16 protein-coding genes are annotated in these 19,357 nt (G+C 71.2%); 9 read left to right on the forward strand and 7 right to left on the reverse strand.

Annotation, left to right across the window (positions count from 1 at the left end; all coding sequences use genetic code 11):
* The first annotated feature begins 56 nt into the window (after positions 1-56).
* Complete coding sequence (locus ACGF5O_RS01580) at positions 57-3,332, forward strand: BTAD domain-containing putative transcriptional regulator (protein ID WP_393807910.1); 3,276 nt, start codon at positions 57-59, stop codon at positions 3,330-3,332.
* Positions 3,333-3,375: 43 nt separating this feature from the next.
* On the opposite strand, the gene ACGF5O_RS01585 is transcribed toward ACGF5O_RS01580, so the two are convergent.
* Complete coding sequence (locus tag ACGF5O_RS01585; protein WP_393807911.1) at positions 3,376-4,206, reverse strand: ABC transporter permease; 831 nt, start codon at positions 4,204-4,206, stop codon at positions 3,376-3,378.
* Complete coding sequence (locus ACGF5O_RS01590; protein WP_393807912.1) at positions 4,203-5,210, reverse strand: ATP-binding cassette domain-containing protein; 1,008 nt, start codon at positions 5,208-5,210, stop codon at positions 4,203-4,205. The genes ACGF5O_RS01585 and ACGF5O_RS01590 overlap by 4 nt, the downstream gene beginning before the upstream one ends.
* Before the next feature lie 182 nt (positions 5,211-5,392).
* Here ACGF5O_RS01590 and ACGF5O_RS01595 point away from each other — a divergent pair, with 182 nt between their 5' ends.
* Positions 5,393-5,902: a GNAT family N-acetyltransferase gene (locus ACGF5O_RS01595; RefSeq protein ID WP_393807913.1), complete on the forward strand. Its 510-nt coding sequence runs from the start codon at positions 5,393-5,395 to the stop codon at positions 5,900-5,902.
* Between the two features lie 266 nt (positions 5,903-6,168).
* Here the strand turns inward: ACGF5O_RS01595 and panB are convergent, their stop codons facing one another.
* Positions 6,169-7,044 carry a 3-methyl-2-oxobutanoate hydroxymethyltransferase gene (gene panB / locus ACGF5O_RS01600; protein ID WP_393807914.1) on the reverse strand — a complete coding sequence of 292 codons (876 nt, stop codon included), beginning with the start codon at positions 7,042-7,044 and terminating at the stop codon, positions 6,169-6,171.
* Positions 7,045-7,263: 219 nt separating this feature from the next.
* On the opposite strand from panB, the gene ACGF5O_RS01605 reads away from it, so the two are divergent.
* The 5 genes from ACGF5O_RS01605 to ACGF5O_RS01625 all read left to right on the forward strand — a co-directional run bounded on the left by ACGF5O_RS01605 (position 7,264) and on the right by ACGF5O_RS01625 (position 13,049).
* Positions 7,264-8,862 carry an MFS transporter gene (locus ACGF5O_RS01605; RefSeq protein WP_393807915.1) on the forward strand — a complete coding sequence of 533 codons (1,599 nt, stop codon included), beginning with the start codon at positions 7,264-7,266 and terminating at the stop codon, positions 8,860-8,862.
* 215 nt (positions 8,863-9,077) lie between these two features.
* A complete protein-coding gene (locus ACGF5O_RS01610; RefSeq protein WP_393807916.1) occupies positions 9,078-9,701 on the forward strand; it encodes a TetR/AcrR family transcriptional regulator in 624 nt (207 codons plus the stop codon).
* Positions 9,702-9,881: 180 nt separating this feature from the next.
* Complete coding sequence (locus ACGF5O_RS01615) at positions 9,882-10,934, forward strand: endonuclease/exonuclease/phosphatase family protein (RefSeq protein ID WP_393807917.1); 1,053 nt, start codon at positions 9,882-9,884, stop codon at positions 10,932-10,934.
* Positions 10,935-11,082: 148 nt separating this feature from the next.
* Positions 11,083-12,306 carry an MFS transporter gene (locus tag ACGF5O_RS01620; protein ID WP_393807918.1) on the forward strand — a complete coding sequence of 408 codons (1,224 nt, stop codon included), beginning with the start codon at positions 11,083-11,085 and terminating at the stop codon, positions 12,304-12,306.
* A 128-nt stretch (positions 12,307-12,434) separates the two neighbouring features.
* Entirely contained in the window at positions 12,435-13,049 is a 615-nt protein-coding gene (locus ACGF5O_RS01625) for a Uma2 family endonuclease (RefSeq protein ID WP_393807919.1), read from the forward strand.
* Between the two features lie 80 nt (positions 13,050-13,129).
* Here the strand turns inward: ACGF5O_RS01625 and ACGF5O_RS01630 are convergent, their stop codons facing one another.
* The 3 genes from ACGF5O_RS01630 to ACGF5O_RS01640 all read right to left on the reverse strand — a co-directional run bounded on the left by ACGF5O_RS01630 (position 13,130) and on the right by ACGF5O_RS01640 (position 16,701).
* Positions 13,130-15,055: a protease pro-enzyme activation domain-containing protein gene (locus ACGF5O_RS01630; RefSeq protein WP_393808394.1), complete on the reverse strand. Its 1,926-nt coding sequence runs from the start codon at positions 15,053-15,055 to the stop codon at positions 13,130-13,132.
* Positions 15,056-15,389: 334 nt separating this feature from the next.
* Positions 15,390-16,025, reverse strand: a complete 636-nt coding sequence (locus ACGF5O_RS01635) for a DUF305 domain-containing protein (RefSeq protein WP_393807920.1) — start codon at positions 16,023-16,025, stop codon at positions 15,390-15,392.
* A gap of 1 nt (position 16,026) precedes the next feature.
* Positions 16,027-16,701, reverse strand: a complete 675-nt coding sequence (locus ACGF5O_RS01640; protein WP_393807921.1) for a DUF3105 domain-containing protein — start codon at positions 16,699-16,701, stop codon at positions 16,027-16,029.
* Positions 16,702-16,870: 169 nt separating this feature from the next.
* Between ACGF5O_RS01640 and ACGF5O_RS01645 the strand changes: the two genes are divergently transcribed.
* Positions 16,871-17,314, forward strand: coding sequence for an Rrf2 family transcriptional regulator (locus ACGF5O_RS01645; protein WP_393807922.1), 444 nt, complete (start codon positions 16,871-16,873; stop codon positions 17,312-17,314).
* A gap of 177 nt (positions 17,315-17,491) precedes the next feature.
* Positions 17,492-18,016, forward strand: a complete 525-nt coding sequence (locus ACGF5O_RS01650; protein WP_393807923.1) for a hypothetical protein — start codon at positions 17,492-17,494, stop codon at positions 18,014-18,016.
* A gap of 74 nt (positions 18,017-18,090) precedes the next feature.
* Here the strand turns inward: ACGF5O_RS01650 and ACGF5O_RS01655 are convergent, their stop codons facing one another.
* On the reverse strand, positions 18,091-19,290 hold the full coding sequence (locus tag ACGF5O_RS01655) for a globin domain-containing protein (protein WP_393807924.1): 1,200 nt from the start codon (positions 19,288-19,290) through the stop codon (positions 18,091-18,093).
* Positions 19,291-19,357: the final 67 nt, after the last annotated feature.

A 19,357-nucleotide genomic window follows, 5' to 3' on the forward strand; every position in this document is an offset into this window, starting at 1 on the left:
GCGGCGACACCCCCGTCGGCGAAACCCCGTGACCGCTTCCGACGTCCCCAGGGACAATGGACCCCGTGCGCTACGCGATCCTCGGCACCACCCAGGCCCTCCGCCCCGACGGCACGGCCGTCCCCGTGGGCGGGGCACGGCTGCGTGCCCTGCTGACCGTGCTGGCGCTGCGGCCCGGCCGTGCCGTGCCCGCCGGGCTGCTCGTCGACGAGGTGTGGGGCGACGAACCGCCCGCCGACGCCGGGGGCGCGCTCCAGGCGCTGGTCGGCCGGCTGCGCAGGGCGCTCGGCGCGGACGCGATCGGCTCCACCGACGGCGGCTACCGGCTCGCCGCCGCCCCCGACGACGTCGACCTGCACCGCTTCGAGCGGCTCACCGGCGAGGGGCTGCGCGCCCTCGCCGACGGCGACCCCGCCAAGGCGGCCACCGTCCTCGACGACGCCCTCGCCCTGTGGCACGGCCCGGCCCTCGCCGACCTGCCCGACCGCACCGCCGAGGCGGCCCGCGTCGACGTCCGCCGCCTGGACGCCCTGCGCGCCCGGCACACCGCCGCCCTCGCCCTCGGCCAGGCCGAGCAGTCGCTGCCCGAGCTGACCGCCCTGTGCGACGCGCACCCCCTCGACGAACCCCTCCAGGCCCTGCGCCTGCGCGCCCTGCACGGCACCGGCCGAACCGCCGAGGCGCTCGCCGCCTACGACGACGTACGCCGCCTCCTCGCCGACCGCCTCGGCTCCGACCCGGGACCCGAACTGCGCGCCCTGCACGGCGAGCTCCTCGACCCGGCGCCCGCGGCGGAGGCACCGGCCCGGCCCGGCAACCTGCGCGCCCGGCTCACCTCCTTCGTCGGGCGCGAGGGCGACATCGAGGCCATCCGGGGCGACCTCGCCGCCGCCCGGCTGGTCACCCTGCTCGGGCCCGGCGGGGCCGGCAAGACCCGGCTGTCGCAGGAGGCCGCCGAGACCGTCCGGTACGCCGCCCCGGACGGCGTCTGGCTGGCCGAGCTGGCCCCCGTCGACGACCCGGCGGACGTCCCCGAGGCCGTGCTCAGCGCGCTCGGCGCCCGCGAGGCCGTGCTGTACGGCGGCGGCGCCGAGACCATGCGGGCCGCGGCCGACCGGCACGACGACCCGGTCGAGCGGCTCGTCGACCACTGCGCCCGGCGCCGGATGGTGCTCGTCCTCGACAACTGCGAGCACGTCGTGGACGCGGCGGCCGACCTGGCGGCCCGGCTCCTGGAACGCTGCCCGGACCTGACGATCCTCGCCACCAGCCGCGAACCCCTCGGCGTACCGGGGGAGTTGCTGCGTCCGGTGGAGCCGCTGCCCGAGCCGGTGGCGCTGCGGCTGCTCGCCGAGCGGGGCGCCGCGGCCCGCCCCGGCTTCACGGTCGACGCCGACGGCGAGACCGCGGCGGCCTGCGCCGAGATCTGCCGCCGCCTGGACGGGCTGCCCCTCGCCATCGAACTGGCCGCCGCCCGGCTGCGGATGCTGACCCCGCGCCAGATAGCCGACCGGCTCGACGACCGTTTCCGGCTCCTCACCTCCGGCAGCCGCACCGTGCTGCCCCGCCAGCAGACCCTGCGCGCGGTCGTCGACTGGTCCTGGGACCTGCTCGACGCCGGCGAACGCGCCGTCCTCGGCCGCCTCTCGCTCTTCGCGGGCGGCTGCGACCTGGCCGCCGCCGAGGCCGTCTGCGGCCCCGCCGCCCTCGACGCGCTCGGCACCCTGGTCGACAAGTCCCTGGTCGTGGCCGCCCCTTCGGGCGAGGCCGCGGGCGGCGGGATGCGCTACCGGCTCCTGGAGACCGTCGCCGAGTACGCCGCCGAGCGCCTCGACGAGAGCGGCGAGCGCACCGCCGCCGAGCGCGCCCACCTGACGTACTACCGCGAACTCGCCCGTACCAACGAACCGTTGCTGCGCGGTCCCGGCCAGCGGGCCGCCATCGCCCGGCTCCAGTTGGAGTACGAGAACCTGCGCACCGCGCTGCGGCACGCCATCGCCGAACGGGACGAGGACGAGGCGCTCTGCCTGCTCCACTCGCTGTTCTGGTACTGGCAGATGCACGACCAGCGGATCGAGACCCGGACCTGGTGTGCCGACGTCATAGCCCTCGGCCCCGACCCGTTCGCCGCACCCCTGCGCCGGGCCGAACCGGTGTGGCAGCGCTGCACCGACACCCCGCCGCCGTACACCGGAGAGGTGCTCGCCGAGGCCCGGCGCGGCCTGCACCTGGCCCATCTGGCCTGCATGGACACCGAGTTGGACGTCTGGCAGACACCCGAGGCCCAGGCGAAGCTGCGTGCCGTCACCGAGGTCTACGAACCCGGCATGCCGCAGACCTGCCGGGCGCCGGGCATGTTCTGGTTCTTCGCCGTGATGCTGACCGGCGGCATGGACCGGCTGCGCGAGATCCTCGACGCCTCCGTCCGCACCTGCCGCGAGACGCCCGGCTACGAGTGGGAGCTGGCCGGAAGCCTCGCCATGCGCGCCAACCTGCTCGCCAACCGGGCCGCCTGGGCCGGCGACGCCACCCGGGACGCCGACGAGGCGCTGGGGTTCTTCCAGCGGCTCGGGGACGACTGGGGCACCGCCGAGGCGCTCTCCGGGCGCGCCGAGTCCCGGGAGCGCCGCGGCGACTACCGGGCGGCGGCCATCGACTACGAGGCCGCCATCGAGCGGGTCGGCCGGCTCGGCGCCCGCGCCCAGATCGCCGTACTGCGGGCCCGCCTCGGCAGCGTGCTGATCGAGTCGGGCGACACCGAGCGCGGGGAGGAACTGCTGCGCCAGGTCATCGCCGACAACGAGGGCCTGAACAACGAGTCGATGCCCGCCGCCCGGCTCTTCCTCACCACCTGGCTCCTGCTGAGCGGCCGTATCGCCGAGGCCCGCGAGCAACTCCGGCTGCTGCGCACCGAGTTCAAGATCTCCCACTTCGTCGTCTTCGACGCCCTGATCCTCACCCAGGAGGCCTGGGTGGACGCCCTCGACGACCTGTACGCGCAGGCCCTGGCCAAGGTGCGGGACGCGCTGCGGCTCGCCGCCGACCCGCTGAGCGAGGCGATCACCCCGCACCTGCCGTCCGTCTGCCTGACCGTCGCCGCGGTCGCCCTGGCCGGTGTCGACGGGGGCGGGCGCGCCGTGGACGCCGCCCGCTGCCTGGGCGCCGCCGACGCCCTGCTGCCGCCCGGCCACCTCCAGGTCGGCCTGGAGCGCACCGCGCGCGACCGCTCCGAGGCCCGCGTCCGGGCCGCCCTCGCCGACGACGCCGCCTACGAGTCCGCGTACGCCGAGGGCGGTGGCCTCTCCCGCGCGGAGGCCACCGCCCTGCTCTGACGTGCCGGTCCGACGTGTCCGGCCCGGCGTGTCCGGGTGAACGTCAGCTCTTCGTCCGGAACTTGTAGATCGCGTACGGTGCCGCGATCGCCGTGATCCCCACCGACCAGCCCAGCGTGATCCACAGGTCGTGGGCGACCGGGCCGCCGACCATCAGTCCGCGCGCCGCGTCGGCGAGCGTGGAGAGCGGATTGTAGTCGGTGAAGGCCTGCAGCCAGCCCGGCATCGACTTCGTCGGCGCGAAGATCGACGAGCCGAACTGCAGCGGGAACAGCACCAGGAACCCCATGGCCTGCACGGACTGGGCGTTCTTCAGGATCACGCCGAGGGTGAGGAACACCCACATGATCGAGGAGGCGAACACCGCGGACAGCCCCACGGCGGCGAACAGCCCGGCCCAGTGGTTGATGTGGAACCCGACCAGCACGGCGACGATCATCAGCACGGCGGTGGCGAACAGCATCCGCACCAGTTCCACCGAGATCTTCGCGAACAGCACCGAGCCGCGCCCGATCGGCAGCGACCGGAACCGGTCCATCACGCCGGAGTTGAAGTCCTGGCTGAACCCGGTGCCGACGCCCTGCGAGAGCGTCATGCTCATCATCGCGATCATGCCGGGGATGACGTACTGGACGTATCCGTCCTGACCGCCGCCGAGCGCCTGCCCGATCGAGCCGCCGAAGACGTACACGAACAGCAGCGTGAAGACGACCGGCATCAGCAGGGCGTCGAACATCGACTCCGGGTCCTGCCGGATCCACAGCAGGTTGCGGCGGATCAGGGCCCCGGTGTGCCGCAGGTGCCCGCGCAGCGGGATCCGGACATCGGAGGTGGAGGCGGTGGCGGTGGTGGCGGTTGCGGTCGTGGCGCTCATACGGCGACCTCCTGACGGTCGTCGGCGGGCTTGGCGTCCTGCGGGGCACTGGCACGGTGGCCGGTGAGGGACAAAAACACCTCGTCCAGGCTGGGCAGTTCGGTGACGATGGAGCTGATGGTGATACCGCGGGCGGTGACGGCGCCGACCACGGCGGTCAGCTGCTCGTCGCTGAGGATCGGCACCAGCAACGTGCCGTTCTCGGCGTCCACGGTGGTACCGGCGAGCCCGGTGATGCCCAGCTCGTCGATCATGGCGGCGAGCGGCCGGACCTGCAGCGGGTCCACGGGCCGCACCCGCAGCGTCCGCCCGCCGACCTTCGCCTTCAGCTCCTCCACCTTGCCGCCGGCGATGACCTTCCCGCGGTCCACGACGGTCAGCTCGGAGGCGAGGTACTCGGCCTCCTCCATGTACTGGGTGGTCAGCAGCACGGTCACCCCGTCGCCGACCATGGCCTTGACCTCCTGCCACACCTCGTTGCGGGTGCGCGGGTCGAGTCCGGTGGTCGGCTCGTCCAGGAACAGCACCTGGGGGTGCCCGATCATCGAGGCGGCGAGGTCGAGGCGGCGGCGCATGCCACCGGAGTAGGTGCTCGCCGGGCGCTTGGCGGCCTCGGTCAGCGAGAACCGCTCCAGCAGCTCGTCGGCCCGGCTCCGCGCGTCCTTCCTCGGCAGGTCGAGGAGCCGCCCGATCATGTACAGGTTCTCCCAGCCCGGCAGCTTCTCGTCCACGGAGGCGTACTGTCCGGTCAGCCCGATCACCCGGCGCAGCTGGCGGGGCTGGCGCAGCACGTCGTACCCGGCTACGGTCGCCTCTCCCGCGTCGGGCTGCAGCAGCGTGGACAGGATCCGCACCAGGGTGGTCTTGCCGGCCCCGTTCGGTCCGAGCACACCCATCACGGTGCCCTGGCGGACGTCCAGATCAACTCCGTCGAGTGCCTTGGTGTCGCCGTAGTGCTTCACCAGCCCCCGTACGGACACGGCGTTGTTGTCGATTCGCGTCATGGGAAGTACGGTGCCAGGCCCCACCGACAAACCACCGACAGACCGCCGACACCCGCCTACACGTCGCCGATAGCCCACCGATAGTCCACCGATAGTCAGCCGATAGCTCATCGACGGTTCGCTCGGTGGACGGCGGCGGCCCTGCGGCGGCTCTGCGGCGCGCGGGGCGTAGCGTGCGGCGCGTGACCCCACCCGCGGCCCAGGCCGCCATCAGGTCCGAGCGGCTCGACCTGCTCCCGCTCCGTGTCGAGCATGCCGAGGAGATGGCCGTGGTGCTGTCGGACCCGGCCCTGCACATCTTCACCGGCGGCACACCGGACACCGTCGAGGCCCTGCGCTCGCGCTACCGCCGCCTCACCGCCGGCTCGCCCGACCCGGCCGTCTGCTGGCTGAACCGGGTGATCCGGCTCCGTGCCGAGTCCTGCCTGACGGGTTACGTCCAGGCGACGGTCACCGGTGCCGTCGCGGAAGTCGCCTGGGTGGTGGGCGTGCCATGGCAGGGCAGGGGCATCGCGACGGAGGCGGCCCGCACCCTCGTCGACTGGCTGTGGGGGCAGTCGGTTCACACGGTCATCGCCCATGTCCACCCCGACCACCACGCGTCGGCCGCGGTCGCCACGGCCGTCGGCCTCCGCCCCACGGACCTCCGGCAGGACGACGAGATCCGCTGGAGCCGGCCCGCCCCGATCTGAGCGCGAACGGCAGCCGGCCCGCCGACGGGGGAAGATCGGCGGGCCGGCCTCGGTGTTTCCGCAGTGGCTCTTGACAGCACCCCGAAGGCCGCGCCCCGAAGGCCGCGCCCCGAAGGCCGCGCCCCGAAGGCCGCGCCCCGAAGGCCGCGCCCCGAAGGCCGCGCCCCGAAGGCCGCGCCCCGCAAGGGGCGCGGGGAACTGCGCGACCGGCCACGACGCACGCCGCAGACGAACGACGGCATATCTCGGCCGGCCCAGCGGAGCACTCAGTGCACGGAGTGCTCCTCCAGCGGGAAGTTCCCGCCGACGACGTCCTCGGCGTACGCCCTGGCCGCGTTGCCCATGACCTCGCGCAGGTCGGCGTACTTCTTCACGAACTTCGGCACCCGGCCCGAGGTCAGGCCCAGCATGTCCGTCCAGACCAGGACCTGCGCGTCGGTCTCGGCACCCGCGCCGATGCCGACGGTCGGGATGTGCAGCACCCGGGTCACCTCGGCCGCGAGCTCCGCCGGGACCAGCTCGAGTACGACCGCGAACGCGCCCGCGTCCTGGACCGACTTGGCGTCCCGCAGCAGCTGCTGGGCCGCCTCCTCGCCGCGGCCCTGCACGCGGTAGCCCATCGCGTTGACGGACTGCGGGGTCAGGCCGATGTGCGCCATCACCGGGATGCCGGACTCGACGAGCAGCCGGATCTGTTCGTACGACCGCTCGCCGCCCTCCAGCTTGACCGCGCCGACGCCCGCCTCCTTCACCAGCCGGGTCGCCGAGCGCAGCGCCTGCACCGGGCCTTCCTGATAGGAGCCGAAGGGGAGGTCGCCGACGATCAGGGCGCGCTGGGTGCCGCGGACCACGGCCGCCGACAGCATCGTCATCTCGTCCAGGGTCACCGGGACCGTCGACTCGTAGCCGAGGTGACAGTTGCCGGCCGAGTCGCCGACCAGCAGCACCGGGATGCCGGACTCGTCGAAGACGGAGGCGGTCATCGCGTCGTACGCGGTGAGCATGGGCCACTTCTCGCCGCGCTCCTTGGCGAGGGCGATGTCGCGAACCGTGATGCGGCGGGTGCCCTTCCCCCCGTACAGCGCCTTGCTGCCGTCGGAGGGGCTGTTCTGCACAGTCTGGGCAGCCGAAAGCTGCGTCATGACAACGGCTCCTTCAGTCATCTCGAGGCACCCTGACGGTGTCCCCGGATCCCTCTCATGGTGGCACTTCGTGCCTCCGTCGGCCAGAGGACCCCCGTGTGATCCATCGGTCACCGCGCGCTGCCCCGGGGAGCCCGCCCTGTCGCGTTGTGTAAGGCCTGGGTAAAGGAATTCAGATACGAGACGGTGCCGTATTGAAATGGTCATAGGCTCATCCGCATGACAACTCCTGCCGACCACGCTCCACCCGGCCCGCGCATACCCGAGGCGGTGCACCGGCGCCGCTGGGCGATCCTCGGCGTGCTCATGCTGAGCCTGCTGATCGTGGTGCTCGACAACTCGATCCTGAACGTCGCCGTCAAGACCATCTCCACCCCGGCCCCGGTGGGTCTCGGCGCCACCCAGAGCCAGCTGGAGTGGGCGATCAACGCCTACACCCTCGTCTTCGCCGGCCTGCTCTTCACCGCCGGGCTCGTCGGTGACCGCCTCGGCCGCAAGAAGGTGCTCATCGGCGGCCTCGTGATCTTCGGTGTCGGCTCGGCCCTGGCCGCCGAGTCCGGTTCCGCGGACCAGCTGATCGCCTTCCGTGCCCTGATGGCCCTCGGCGCCGCGTTCGTGATGCCCGCCACCCTCGCCGTCCTGATGAACGTCTTCGAGCGGCAGGAGCAGCCGAAGGCGATCGGTATCTGGGCCGGCGGCGTCGGTCTCGCTATCGCCATCGGCCCGATCACCGGCGGCGTGCTGCTCGACCACTTCTGGTGGGGCTCGGTCTTCCTGATCAACGTGCCGATCGTGATCATCGCGCTCGCCCTGATGTTCTGGCTGGTGCCCGACTCGCGCGACCCGCGCCCGGGCCGCCTCGACCCGGTCGGCGTGGTGCTCTCCGTCGTCGGCCTCGTCCTGCTGGTCTACGGCATCATCAAGGGCGGCGAACTCGCCGACTTCACCGACGCCAAGGTGCTCGCGACCACCTTCGCCGGCGTCGCGGTCCTCGCCGGCTTCGTGATCTACGAGAAGCGCAGCGACCACCCGTCGCTGGACGTCAGCTACTTCAAGAACAAGGTCTTCTCGGCCGCCATGGCCGCCATCGCGCTGGTCTTCTTCGCGCTGATGGGCGTGACCTTCTTCTCCGTCTTCTACACCCAGAGCGTGCGGGGCTACTCGCCGCTCCAGTCCGGTCTGCTGCTGCTCCCGCTGGCCGCCGCGCAGATGATCTTCGCGCCGCGGGCCCGGTTGGTGGTGGACCGGTTCGGCAACAAGGCCACCACCGCGGGCGGCCTGGTGCTGATCGCGGCCACCCTGGGCACCTTCGCCACCTTCGAGGCCGACACGCCGATCTGGATCCTGGAGGTCGTCTTCTTCCTGATGGGCACCGGCATGGCGCACATCATGACGCCGACCTCGGTCGTCATCATGCAGGCCCTGCCCCGCGAGAAGGCCGGTTCCGCCTCCGCGCTCAGCAACACCTTCCGCCAGGTCGGCGGCGCCCTCGGCATCGCCGTGCTCGGCTCGGTGCTGTCGACGTCGTACCGCAACGGCATCGAGGGCAAGCTCGGCGCGCTGCCGCCCGGCCTGCGCGAGACCGCGGGCGAGTCCATCGAGGCCACCCTCGGCGTCGCCTCGAAGCTCGGCGCGCAGGGCAGGGCCCTGGTCACCCCGGCCAACGACGCCTTCCTGCACGCCATGCACACCACCGCCCTGTGCGGTGCGGGCGTCGCGCTGATCGGTGCCGTGGTCGTGGCCCTGTTCCTGCCGGGCAAGCCGCCGGCCGGTCAGCAGGACGAACGGGAGCAGGAGTTGGTCGTGGCGGCGGAGTGAACAACCGGAACCGTTGAAACCATGGAAACAGCCAACCGGAACGACTGAAACAACCAGCTGAGACGACTGAACGGACCGGCCGGCACCGGCAGGAACCGCGGGGGAGACCGGGGGACGACCCCGGAGCCACGGGGAAGACCTCGTGGGCGACCACGGGGCGACGCTTCGGCTGCGGGAGAATTCCCGCAGCCAGTGCACTGAGAGGACGGTACGACGTGACGCTTGCCGACAGCGGATCGCGGTCCATCACCCCGGCCCGCGGCCGCCCCCGCAGCGAGGCGGTGGAGAACGCCATCCTGGAAGGCGTGATGAAGCTCCTGGAGGACGGCGTTCCGCTCGCCGAGCTCTCCATCGAGAGAATCGCCCGTACCGCCGGCGTCGGCAAGGCCACCATCTACCGCCGCTGGAACGGCAAGGAGGAGCTCTTCGTCGACGTCATGCGCGCCGCCGAGCCCCCGGACCCCGAACTTCCAGGCACCTCCATGCGCGACGACCTCGTCGTACTGCTGGAATCGCTGCGGCAGCGCGGCCTGATGAACCGTTCGTCGGCCATCCTGCACAACGTCCACGCCCAGATGAAGAGCAGCCCCCGCATCTGGAACGCCTACCACACCAACGTCGTCAACCCCCGGCGCGAACTCGGCAAGGAAGTGCTGCGCCGGGGCCAGCGCAACGGCGAACTCCGCGCCGACGTCGACATCGAGCTGGCCAACGACATGTTCACCGGACCGATGCTGCTCAGGGCCATACTGCGTCCGGACTCCGAACTCCCCGAGGGCCTCGCCGAACAACTCGTCGACGAGGTGCTGGCGGGGCTGGGCCCGGTCACCTCGCCGTAGCGAGTGTTCGCGTTTCGTCACAGACCACGCCGATCCGCCGGTAACCGGAACCCCTTCCCTCGCCCTGTTCGTCATCCTCTTCCGTACGGCCGTCATGTGACGGCGGGAGAGGAGCCGATCATCCCCTAGGGTCGTAACCGGGGGACGACGGTGTGCACGGCAGGTTGTGAGGCAGACGGTATGGCGCAGCAGGCGTACATGACGGAGACGGACAACGGCGGCTCGGGACCCGAGCGTCGGGGAGACCGGTTCCGACGCCTGGTGGAACGGCTGCTGAAGGGCTGGCGGAACGATCCGCGCATCTGGCGCCGGGGCATCGTCACCGCGGTGGTGGCGCTGCTCCTCGCCGGTGTGATGCTGCTGCACTCCCGCATCCCCAACGCCGTCGGCAACCTCGGCAGTCTCACCGAGACCTTCCTGCCGTGGCTGGGCCTGCTGATCCCGGTGCTGGTCCTGGTCGGCTTCCTGCGCAGGTCGGCGACCGCGCTGATCGCCGTCCTCCTCCCGGCGATCGTCTGGCTGAACCTGTTCGGCGGACTGCTCACCGACAAGCAGGGCACCGGCGGCGACTTCATGGTGGCCACGCACAACGTCAACGCCGACAATCCCGACCCGACGGGTACGGCCACCCGGCTCGCCTCCTCGGGCGCCGACGTGCTGGCCCTGGAGGAGCTGACGGCGACGGCCGTACCGACGTACGAGAAGGCGCTGGCGGCGACGTACAAGTACCACGCGGTCGAGGGCACCGTCGGGCTGTGGAGCAAGTACCGGCTCACCGGCGTGAAGGCCGTCGACATCAAGCTCGGCTGGACCCGCGCGATGCGTGCCACGGTCGCCACCCCGCACGGCCCCCTCGCCGTCTACGTCGCGCATCTCCCCTCCGTGCGGGTCAAGATGAACGCCGGCTTCACCGCCCGGCAGCGCGACACGAGCGCGGACGCGCTGGGCGAGGCCATCGCCGACGAGACCCTGCCCCGGGTGATCCTCCTCGGCGACCTCAACGGCACGATGAACGACCGCTCCCTCAACGGCGTCACCTCGCAGCTGCGCTCCACGCAGGGCGCGGCGGGCAGCGGCTTCGGGTTCAGCTGGCCGGCCGCGTTCCCGATGGCCCGCATCGACCAGATCATGGTCAAGGGCGTGGAGCCGGAGAGCTCCTGGACCCTCCCGAGGACCGGCAGCGACCACCTCCCGATCGCGGCGCGTGTGAACCTGACCACATCGGGTTCATAAAACCCCCTGGTCAGCACAGCCTCACCCGCTTTGTAAGGACAACTGGACACTGCGCCGTAACCTGTCGGAATACTGGAGCTGGGACACTTTGTTCCGTAGCTGAACTTAGAACGCACGGAACCCTGCTCCCCGAAAGGCAAAGCCCTTCATGCCCCTGGCCCTGCTCGCCCTGGCCGTCGGCGCTTTTGGTCTCGGCACCACCGAATTCGTCATGATGGGGCTGCTGCCCGACGTCGCCGACGACCTGCACATCTCGATCCCCACCGCCGGCCACCTGGTCTCGGCGTACGCCCTCGGCGTCGTCATCGGCGCCCCGCTGCTGGCCGCGCTCACCGCGCGCCTGCCCCGCCGCACGGTCCTCATCTCCCTGATGGCCCTCTTCGTCGCCGGCAACGCGCTCTCGGCCCTCGCCCCCGGCTACGACTCCCTGCTCGCCGCCCGCTTCCTCAGCGGCCTCCCGCACGGCGCCTTCTTCGGCGTCGGCGCGGTCGTCGCCACCGGCCTGGTGGCACCGGAGCGCAAGGCCCGCTCGGTCTCCCTGATGTTCATGGGCCTGACCGTCGCCAACATCGCGGGCGTCCCGGTCGCCACCCTCATGGGCCAGCACCTCGGCTGGCGGGCGACCTTCCTGGGCGTGAGCCTGATCGGCGTCGCCGCGATGGCCGCCGTGTTCTTCCTGATCCACCCCACGCACACCCCGGCCCCCACCACCGGCCTGCGCGGCGAACTCACCGCCCTGCGCTCCCTCCCGGTCTGGCTCGCCCTCGCCACCACGGTGGTCGGCTTCGGCGCCCTCTTCTCCGCCTACAGCTACATCACCCCGATGCTGACGCACTCCGCCGGCTACGCCGAGGGCAGCGTCACCCTGCTCCTCGCCCTCTTCGGCGTCGGCGCCACCATCGGCAACCTCGTCGGCGGCCGTCTCGCCGACCACGCGATGCGCGGCACGCTCTTCGGCGGCCTGGCGTCGATGGTCGCGGTACTGCTCCTCTTCCCGCTCCTGATGCGCACGGAGTGGAGCGCGGCCCTCGCCGTCGTCCTGCTGGGCATCGCGGCCTTCGTCACCGGCTCGCCGCTCCAGCTGATGGTCATGGAACGCGCCGCCGCGGGCCCCTCCCTCGCCTCCTCCGCCAACCAGGCGGCCTTCAACCTCGCCAACGCCGGCGGCGCCTGGATCGGCGGCGTCGCCCTCGCCGCGGGCTTCGGCGTCACCTCCCCGTCCCTGGCGGGCGCGGCCCTCGCCGTCCTCGGCCTGGGCGTCGCGAGCGTGGCGTACGCGGTGGACCGCCGCCGGGAGGTTCCGGCGACGGCTCACGTACGGGTGGTCGCCTCGCACGTCCCGGAGACTGCGGAACCGGCGCACTCCTCCTGACCGCCCGTGTACTGGGCGTCAAGGGGCGGGCGCGGTGTTCACCTTCGGGTGAAGCGCTTCGGACGGGGCGTCGGCGATCGGATCTGCCTACGATGATGCTCTCGACACCAGCCCCTGGGAGGCACGCGATGTCCGCCGCAGCCATCGAGCAGCCCTTCGACGACGAGCCGTTCTCGCTCACGGCCATCGCCGACGAGATCATGGAACGGCATCCGGGCTACCGAGTCGAGATCATCGGAGGCCACCTCCTCGTGACCCCGTCACCGGATGCCCCTCACGCCCGTGCCCTGACCAGCCTGATGATCCCCTTCATCGCCGCAGGTCTGCACGGGGAGGAAACCGAGGTCCTCCAGAACGTCGGCCTCTGGCTGCCCTCCGCAGCCGAGGACTACGTCATCCCCGATCTCGCGATCGTGGACGCCGACATCGACGACCACCTCGTCGAGAACAACGCCTACGACCCCGTCTGCTTCCGTCTCGTCCTGGAGGTCACCTCCAGCAACTGGAAGGACGACCTGAAGACCAAGGCCGTCGCGTACGCCCAGGCCAAGGTCCCGGTCTACGTCATCGTCGACCGCAAGCACCAGCGCCTCCACGTGCTCACCGATCCCAGCGGCGAACAGTACGAGCACCACCGCCCGTACTCGCCCGGCGAGACCGCCGTGCTGCCCGCGTCGATCGGCGCCGAGGTCACCCTCGACGTCGACCAGATCCTCAAGGCCGCACAGAAGAAGGCCGACTGACCGCCTCGTGGGGCTGACGCGAAGGGGCGTGAGGTCCGTTCGGACCTCACGCCCCTCTGTCGGCCTGGCCGCGCAGCGGGTCAGTGCTTGCGGTGGGCCTTCGTCGGCTTGTACGAGTCGACGTAGCCGTTGGCCGGGGTGCCGACGCCGGTGACGTCGTCGTAGCCCTTGACCGCGGACAGGGAGCTGTCCTTGCCGAGGCTGCGGACCGAGGTCAGCAGGCCGTCGGTGGCGTCGTAGCCGTTGGCGAAGTCGACGCGGGCGACGGCGAGGCCGGAGCCGGTCGGGTTGTCCGTGACGTCGTGGTAGGCCTTCGTGCCGTACTTGGAGTAGATCAGCGGGTTGGCGAAGCCGATCGCCTGGCCGCCGCGCGCCTCCTGGGCGAGGGCCTGGACCGCGGCGATGACCGGCGCGGCCAGCGACGTGCCGCCGATGCGGTACTCGCTGTACGCCTCGGTGCCGTCCGCCTGGGTCTGGGTCTGGCCGACCTTGAAGCCAGTGTTGGGGTCGGCGATCGCGGAGATGTCCGGGACCACGCGGTTGCCGCCGGCGCTGTTGGCCGTGGCCAGCACCTTCGGGACCACGTTCTTCTGGTAGTACGGCTCACCGACCGTCTTGCTGGTGCCGCCGCCCGCGCCCGAGGTGAACGCGCCGGGGAAGTTGGTCCAGCTCTTGCCGTCGGCCGACAGCGAGGCCTTCTCGGTGCCCCAGCCGGTCTCCCACAGGTACTTGTCGCCCTTGCCTACGGCGAGGGACGTACCGCCGACCGCCGTCACCCAGGCGGAGTTGGCCGGGGTGTCGACCTGCTTCGTACCGGTGTTGGCGACCTCGTCGCCGTTGTCGCCGGAGGAGAAGTAGAAGCCGATGCCCTGCACCGCGCCCAGCTGGAAGACCTGGTCGTAGGCGGCCGCGACGTCCGGGGTCTCGTTGGCCTCGATGTCGCCCCAGGAGTTGGAGACGATGTCGGCCAGGTGGTTGTCGACCACCTTGCTGAGGGCGTCGAGGAGGTCGTTGTCCATGCAGGACGCGGCGCCCACGTAGGTGACGTCGGCGTCCGGCGCGACCGCGTGCACGGCCTCGACGTCGAGGGTCTCCTCGCCGTACCAGCCGGAGGCGTCGCACTCGTCGGCGCCGGTGTTCGTGTAGTTCGCCGGCAGCACCTGGTGCAGCTGGCTCGTCTTCCACGCGGCGTCGCCGTGCGCCTTGGCGTAGGTGCCGGCGTCGAAGGCGATGGTCGGCGAGGCGAACGCGTCGGTGATCGCGACGCGCACGTGCTTGCCGGTGTACTTGCCGGCGCCGTAGGCGGCCCGCAGCTGCTTGCCGGTGTAGCCCTGGACGGCGTACGGGATCTTCGAGCCGTACGCGCTCGGCAGGGTGCTCGCGGTGTTCGAGCCGTAGTACGAGGAGAACGGCCCCGAGTTCTTGAACACACCGGCCGGGGGCGGCAGCGTGTCGTCGTGGGTGGCCTTGTGCGGCGCGTTGTCCAGGCCGGTGACGGTCAGGACGGCGTCGCTGACGGAGGCCGGCACGGTCGCCGTGGTCGCCGGGGCGCGGTAGGTCTTGGAGCCCTTGGCGAAGTTGTGCAGCTGGGTGCCGAACGCCTTCTCGGCGGCGGACACGTCGCCGGAGACGCCGATGTAGTGCTGGGTGACCTCGGTGACCTTCAGGCCGGCCGCGGTCAGCCAGGTCCTGACGGCCTTCACCTGGGCCTTGGTGGCGCCGTAGCGGGCCTGGACCTGCTTGGCGCTGAGGTACTTGCCGTAGAGCGGCGAGCTGGGGTCGGACACCGCCTTCGCGTAGGCCGCGAGGCCCTTGGCGTCCTGGCCGGCCAGGTAGACCCGGGCCTTGACCTGCGCGCTGTTCGAGGTGGCGCCCTTGTCCGCCTTGGCCGTGGCCCAGGTGGGCTTGGTGCCCTTCAGGCTGTCACGGGCCGGGCTGTCCGCGGCGTGCGCCGCGGGTATGCCGAGCGCGAGCGCGCCGGCGATCATCGGCAGTGTCGCTGCCATGCTCACGCTGGCCCGCACCTTGGCACGGTTGGATCTCATACTGCCCCCTGCTATGCGGTTCGACGCATGGAGTGGTCGGTCGTCCGTGATCACCAGGAGGCCTGCGGCGGAACGGCCCGTGAATGGATCACGTGGACGTCACTCTTTCGGTGAACTGTTCATGCCAGGGGAATGGGAAACCCAAGGAAGTCCCAAGTGGGCGTTGATTAGGGGCTTTTGGTCCACTTTCGGCAGCGCGCAGAACATTACAGATCGGTTGCGATTGTTGTTGAACGCTTGCGGTGCCGCTAAGTCGACAAGTCCCCCATCTTGTAAGGCGGTTATGGAGAGCCGTTCAGTCGCGCGGCTTCGCGCCCCGCTCCTTCAGCATCTGCTTCATCGTCGTCAGCTCCGACTGCTGCGCGTCCACCATGCCCTGGGCGAGGCTCTTCTCCACCGCGACGGTGCACTTGGCCACGCACCCCTCGGCCATGTGGATGCCGCCCTTGTGATGGTCCGTCATCAGCTGGAGGTAGAAGATCTCCGCCTGCCTGCCGTTCAGCGTCCCCAGCTTCTTCAGCTCGGTGTCGGTCGCCATGCCCGGCATCAGCGAACCGTCCCCGCGCTCGGGCATGTCGCCCATGCCCATCCAGGACATCGGCGGCTTCGCCGACACCTTCGGCAGGTCCCACAGGTCCAGCCAGCCCAGCAGCATGCCGCGCTGGTTGGCCTGCGTCTGCGCGATGTCGTAGGCGAGCCGCCGCACCTCGGTGTTCTTCGTGCGGTCGCGGACGATGTACGACATCTCCACGGCCTGCTGGTGGTGGACCGCCATGTCCCGGGCGAACCCGGCGTCCGCCCCGTCCGCGCTCGGGACCTTCAGACCGCTGCCACCGCCGTCGCCGTCCTCGGCGACCGCGTAGGTGATCGCGCCGGCCGCGACGAGCACCGCCGCCGCGGTACCGGCGACCCAGCCGATGTACTTCTTCACGTCACATCGTCCCGCCCGTGCAGGAGGCCCCCGGCTCCGGGGTCTGCTTGCCCTGCACATACGTCTCGAAGAACTTGCCGACCTTCGGGTCGTCCGCGCTCGTCACGCTCAGCTGGTGCCCCCAGGCCGACAGCTCGATCGGCGAGGTCTGGTCCGTGTACGGGCTCATCAGCGAGTACGGCGTCTGCTTCACCTTCGCCGCCAGCTTGTCCACGTCGGACTTGCTCGCCTTGTCGGTGTACGTCACCCAGACCGCGCCGTGCTCCAGGGCGTGCACGGCGTTCTCGTCCTGCACGGCCTTGGTGTAGACGTTGCCGTTGCAGTTGAGCCACACCGGGTTGTGGTTGCCGCCGACCGGCGGGTGCATCGGGTACTTCACGGTCCCCGTGACGTGGGTGCGGGACAGCTTGCCCGTCCAGGTCCGCACGCCGTCGCTGCCGGTGACGAAGTGCCCGGAGTCCCCGGACGAGCCGCCCTTCGCGTCGCTCGCGCTGTCGCTCTTGTCCGACTGCGAGTTGACGAGCACCACACCGCCGACCACGAGACCGGCCACGACCACCGTGCTCGCGGCGATGGTGAGGATCCGGTTACGGCGCTCACGGGCACGCTCCGCCCGCCGCATCTCCTCTATGCGCGCCTTGCGCTCGGCGTTGCTGCTCTTCTTCGCGGAACCCATGGGATGTGTCCTTCTGGGGGAAAGAGACGTGGACGGTGGGGCTCGCTGATCGTAATGGGGGAGATGGGGGCAGCCGTAGGCAGGGCACAGGAAAGTCCTGTAAAGACCCGGGATCCGACAGGAAACCGATAATTTGAATGACGGATGCGTATTACCTACCCTGACCGGTATGCGGCTGCTGCGCTCCACCGACCTGGCTCTACGCCTCCTGATGCGGCTCGCCGTCGCGGGCGACGCCAGCCCCACCACCCGCGAGGTCGCCGGTGACATGGACGTGCCGTACACGCACGCCGCGAAGGTGGTCGCCGAACTGCAGCACATGGGACTCGTCGACGCCCGGCGCGGCCGGGGCGGCGGGCTGACGCTGACCGGGAAGGGCCGTACCGCCTCGGTGGGGGCGCTGGTGCGGACCTTCGAGGGTGACGGGGATGTCGTGGACTGCGAGGGCGCCACCCCGTGCCCCCTCAACTCCGCCTGCCGCCTGCGGGGCGCCCTGCGCCGGGCCCAGGAGGCGTTCTTCGCGGCGCTCGACCCGGTGACGGTGGCGGACATGGTGGCGGAGCCGACGGGGGCGCTGCTGCTCGGCATCTCCAAGGGGCCTGGGGCGGTTTAGCGGTCCGCAACCAAGCGCGGGGCATGGCTTGCCCTCCGTAAGCCCCGCCGTGTTCAAACGTTCAACAAAGGGATCTCCGCAACCGACAAAGGGCTCTACCCGCATAGATGATCCCGGTGCTGTCATGCTCACGACCGCCCGGAATCCCTGCCGGGCAACGCTCCGGGAGATCCCCCCATGCCCCGAATATCCCGCTCCCTGGTCACCGCCCTCTCCTCCCTCGCCCTGGCCGCCGCCGGCCTCACGGTCGCCGCCGGCACCGCGCACGCACAGAGCTGCAGCCAGGCATACCTCCCGCTCCCCGACCCCAGCTGCCAGCCCGGCGACTTCAACCCGGACGTCACGCAGTCCACCATCGACTCCACCATCTGCGTCTCCGGGTGGACCGCGACCGTCCGGCCGTCCAGCTCGTACACCACCGCGCTGAAGAAGAAGCAGATCGTCGAGTACGGCTACACGGACACCAGCACCTCGGACTACGAGGAGGACCACTTCGTCCCCCTCGAACTCGGCGGTGCCCCCAAGAGCGAGCTCAACCTGTGGCCCGAGCCGGAGTACGGCACCAAGACCGCCGCCAACAAGGACACCGTCGAGAACAAGCTCAAGAAGGCCGTCTGCGCCGGCACCGTCACCCTCTCCGACGCCCAGGACGCGATCGTCACGGACTGGACGACCGCGCTGGCGAACCTCGGCCTGAGCTGATCCCGTCGCCCGCCGTGCGGGGGCCGGTCACCTCCTCCGGGGTGGCCGGCCCTTCCCGGCTCCCGCCGCGCGGATCAGGCCGCCGCCAGCCACAGGTCCGGCCCGAAGACCTCGTAGTGGACGTCGGCCGGGGCGACTCCTTTGGCGAGGAGCTGCGTGCGGACGGCGCGCATGAAGGGGAGCGGGCCGCACAGGTACGCGCGCGTGCCGGGCGCGACGTCGACGCCGGCGAGGTCGACCAGGCCGGTCCGGGTGCCCGGCTCGGCGTCCCGCTCGTAGAAGAAGTGGACGGCGGCGTCCGGGAGCTTGGCCGCGTAGGCCGTGTGGTCGGCGCGCAGGGCGTGGCCGGCGGGGGAGCGGTCGCCGTGCACGACGGTCACCGGGGCGCGGTGGCCGTCGGCCGCGAGCGCGGCGAGCATCGCCACCATCGGGGTGACGCCGATCCCGGCGGAGGCGAGGAGGAGCGGCCGGCCGGCGGCGTCGCCCAGGACGAGGTCGCCGTACGGCTCCGACAGCTCCAGGACGTCCCCCTCGCGCACGCGCGCGTGCAGGTGGTGCGAGACCTCGCCGTCGGGCGTCGTGCCGTCCGGATCGCCGTGCACACGCTTGACGCTGAACTGGCGTACCGACTCGTCCGGCGCGCCGGACAGGCTGTACTGGCGTATCTGGCGGGCGCCGTCGGGGAGGGTGACGCCCACGGAGACGTACTGCCCGGCCCGGAAGCCGCGCACCGCCGCGCCGCCGTCCACCGGCCGCACCCGGAACGTCACGACGTCGGCGGTCTCCGTCACCCGCTCGACGACCTCCCAGAGCCGCAGTCCCCGGTGGCCGCCGCTCTCCTCGTACAGCCGCTTCTCGATCGCGACGAGTGCGTTCGCCATCAGCCAGTAGACCTCGTCCCAGGCGGCCGCGACCTCCGGGGTGACGGCCTCGCCGAGCACCTCGGCGATGGCGGCGAAGAGGTGCTCGTGGACGACGGCGTACTGCTCGGGCGTGACGCCCAGCGAGGCGTGCTTGTGGGCGATGCGGCTCAGCAGGGCGTCGGGTCGCCGGTCCGGGTGGTCCAGCAGGTGCGTGGCGAACGCGGCTATGGAGCCGGCGAGGGCCTGCCGCTGGGTGCCGGCGGCCTGGTTGCCGCGGTTGAAGAGGTTCCTCAGCAGAGCGGGGTGGGCGGCGAAGAGGCGGGCGTAGAACCGCTCGGTGATCTCGCCGATGGCGGCGCCGACGGCGGGGAGGGTGGCGCGGACGGTGGCGGCGGAGGGCTCGGACAACATCGGGGGCTCCTTGTGGCTCGGCGTGGCTCGGCCGAACGGCTCGTTGTCCCGCACGCTATTGAAACTT

The organism is Streptomyces sp. NPDC048291 (assembly GCF_043201715.1).
Lineage (GTDB): Bacteria > Actinomycetota > Actinomycetes > Streptomycetales > Streptomycetaceae > Streptomyces.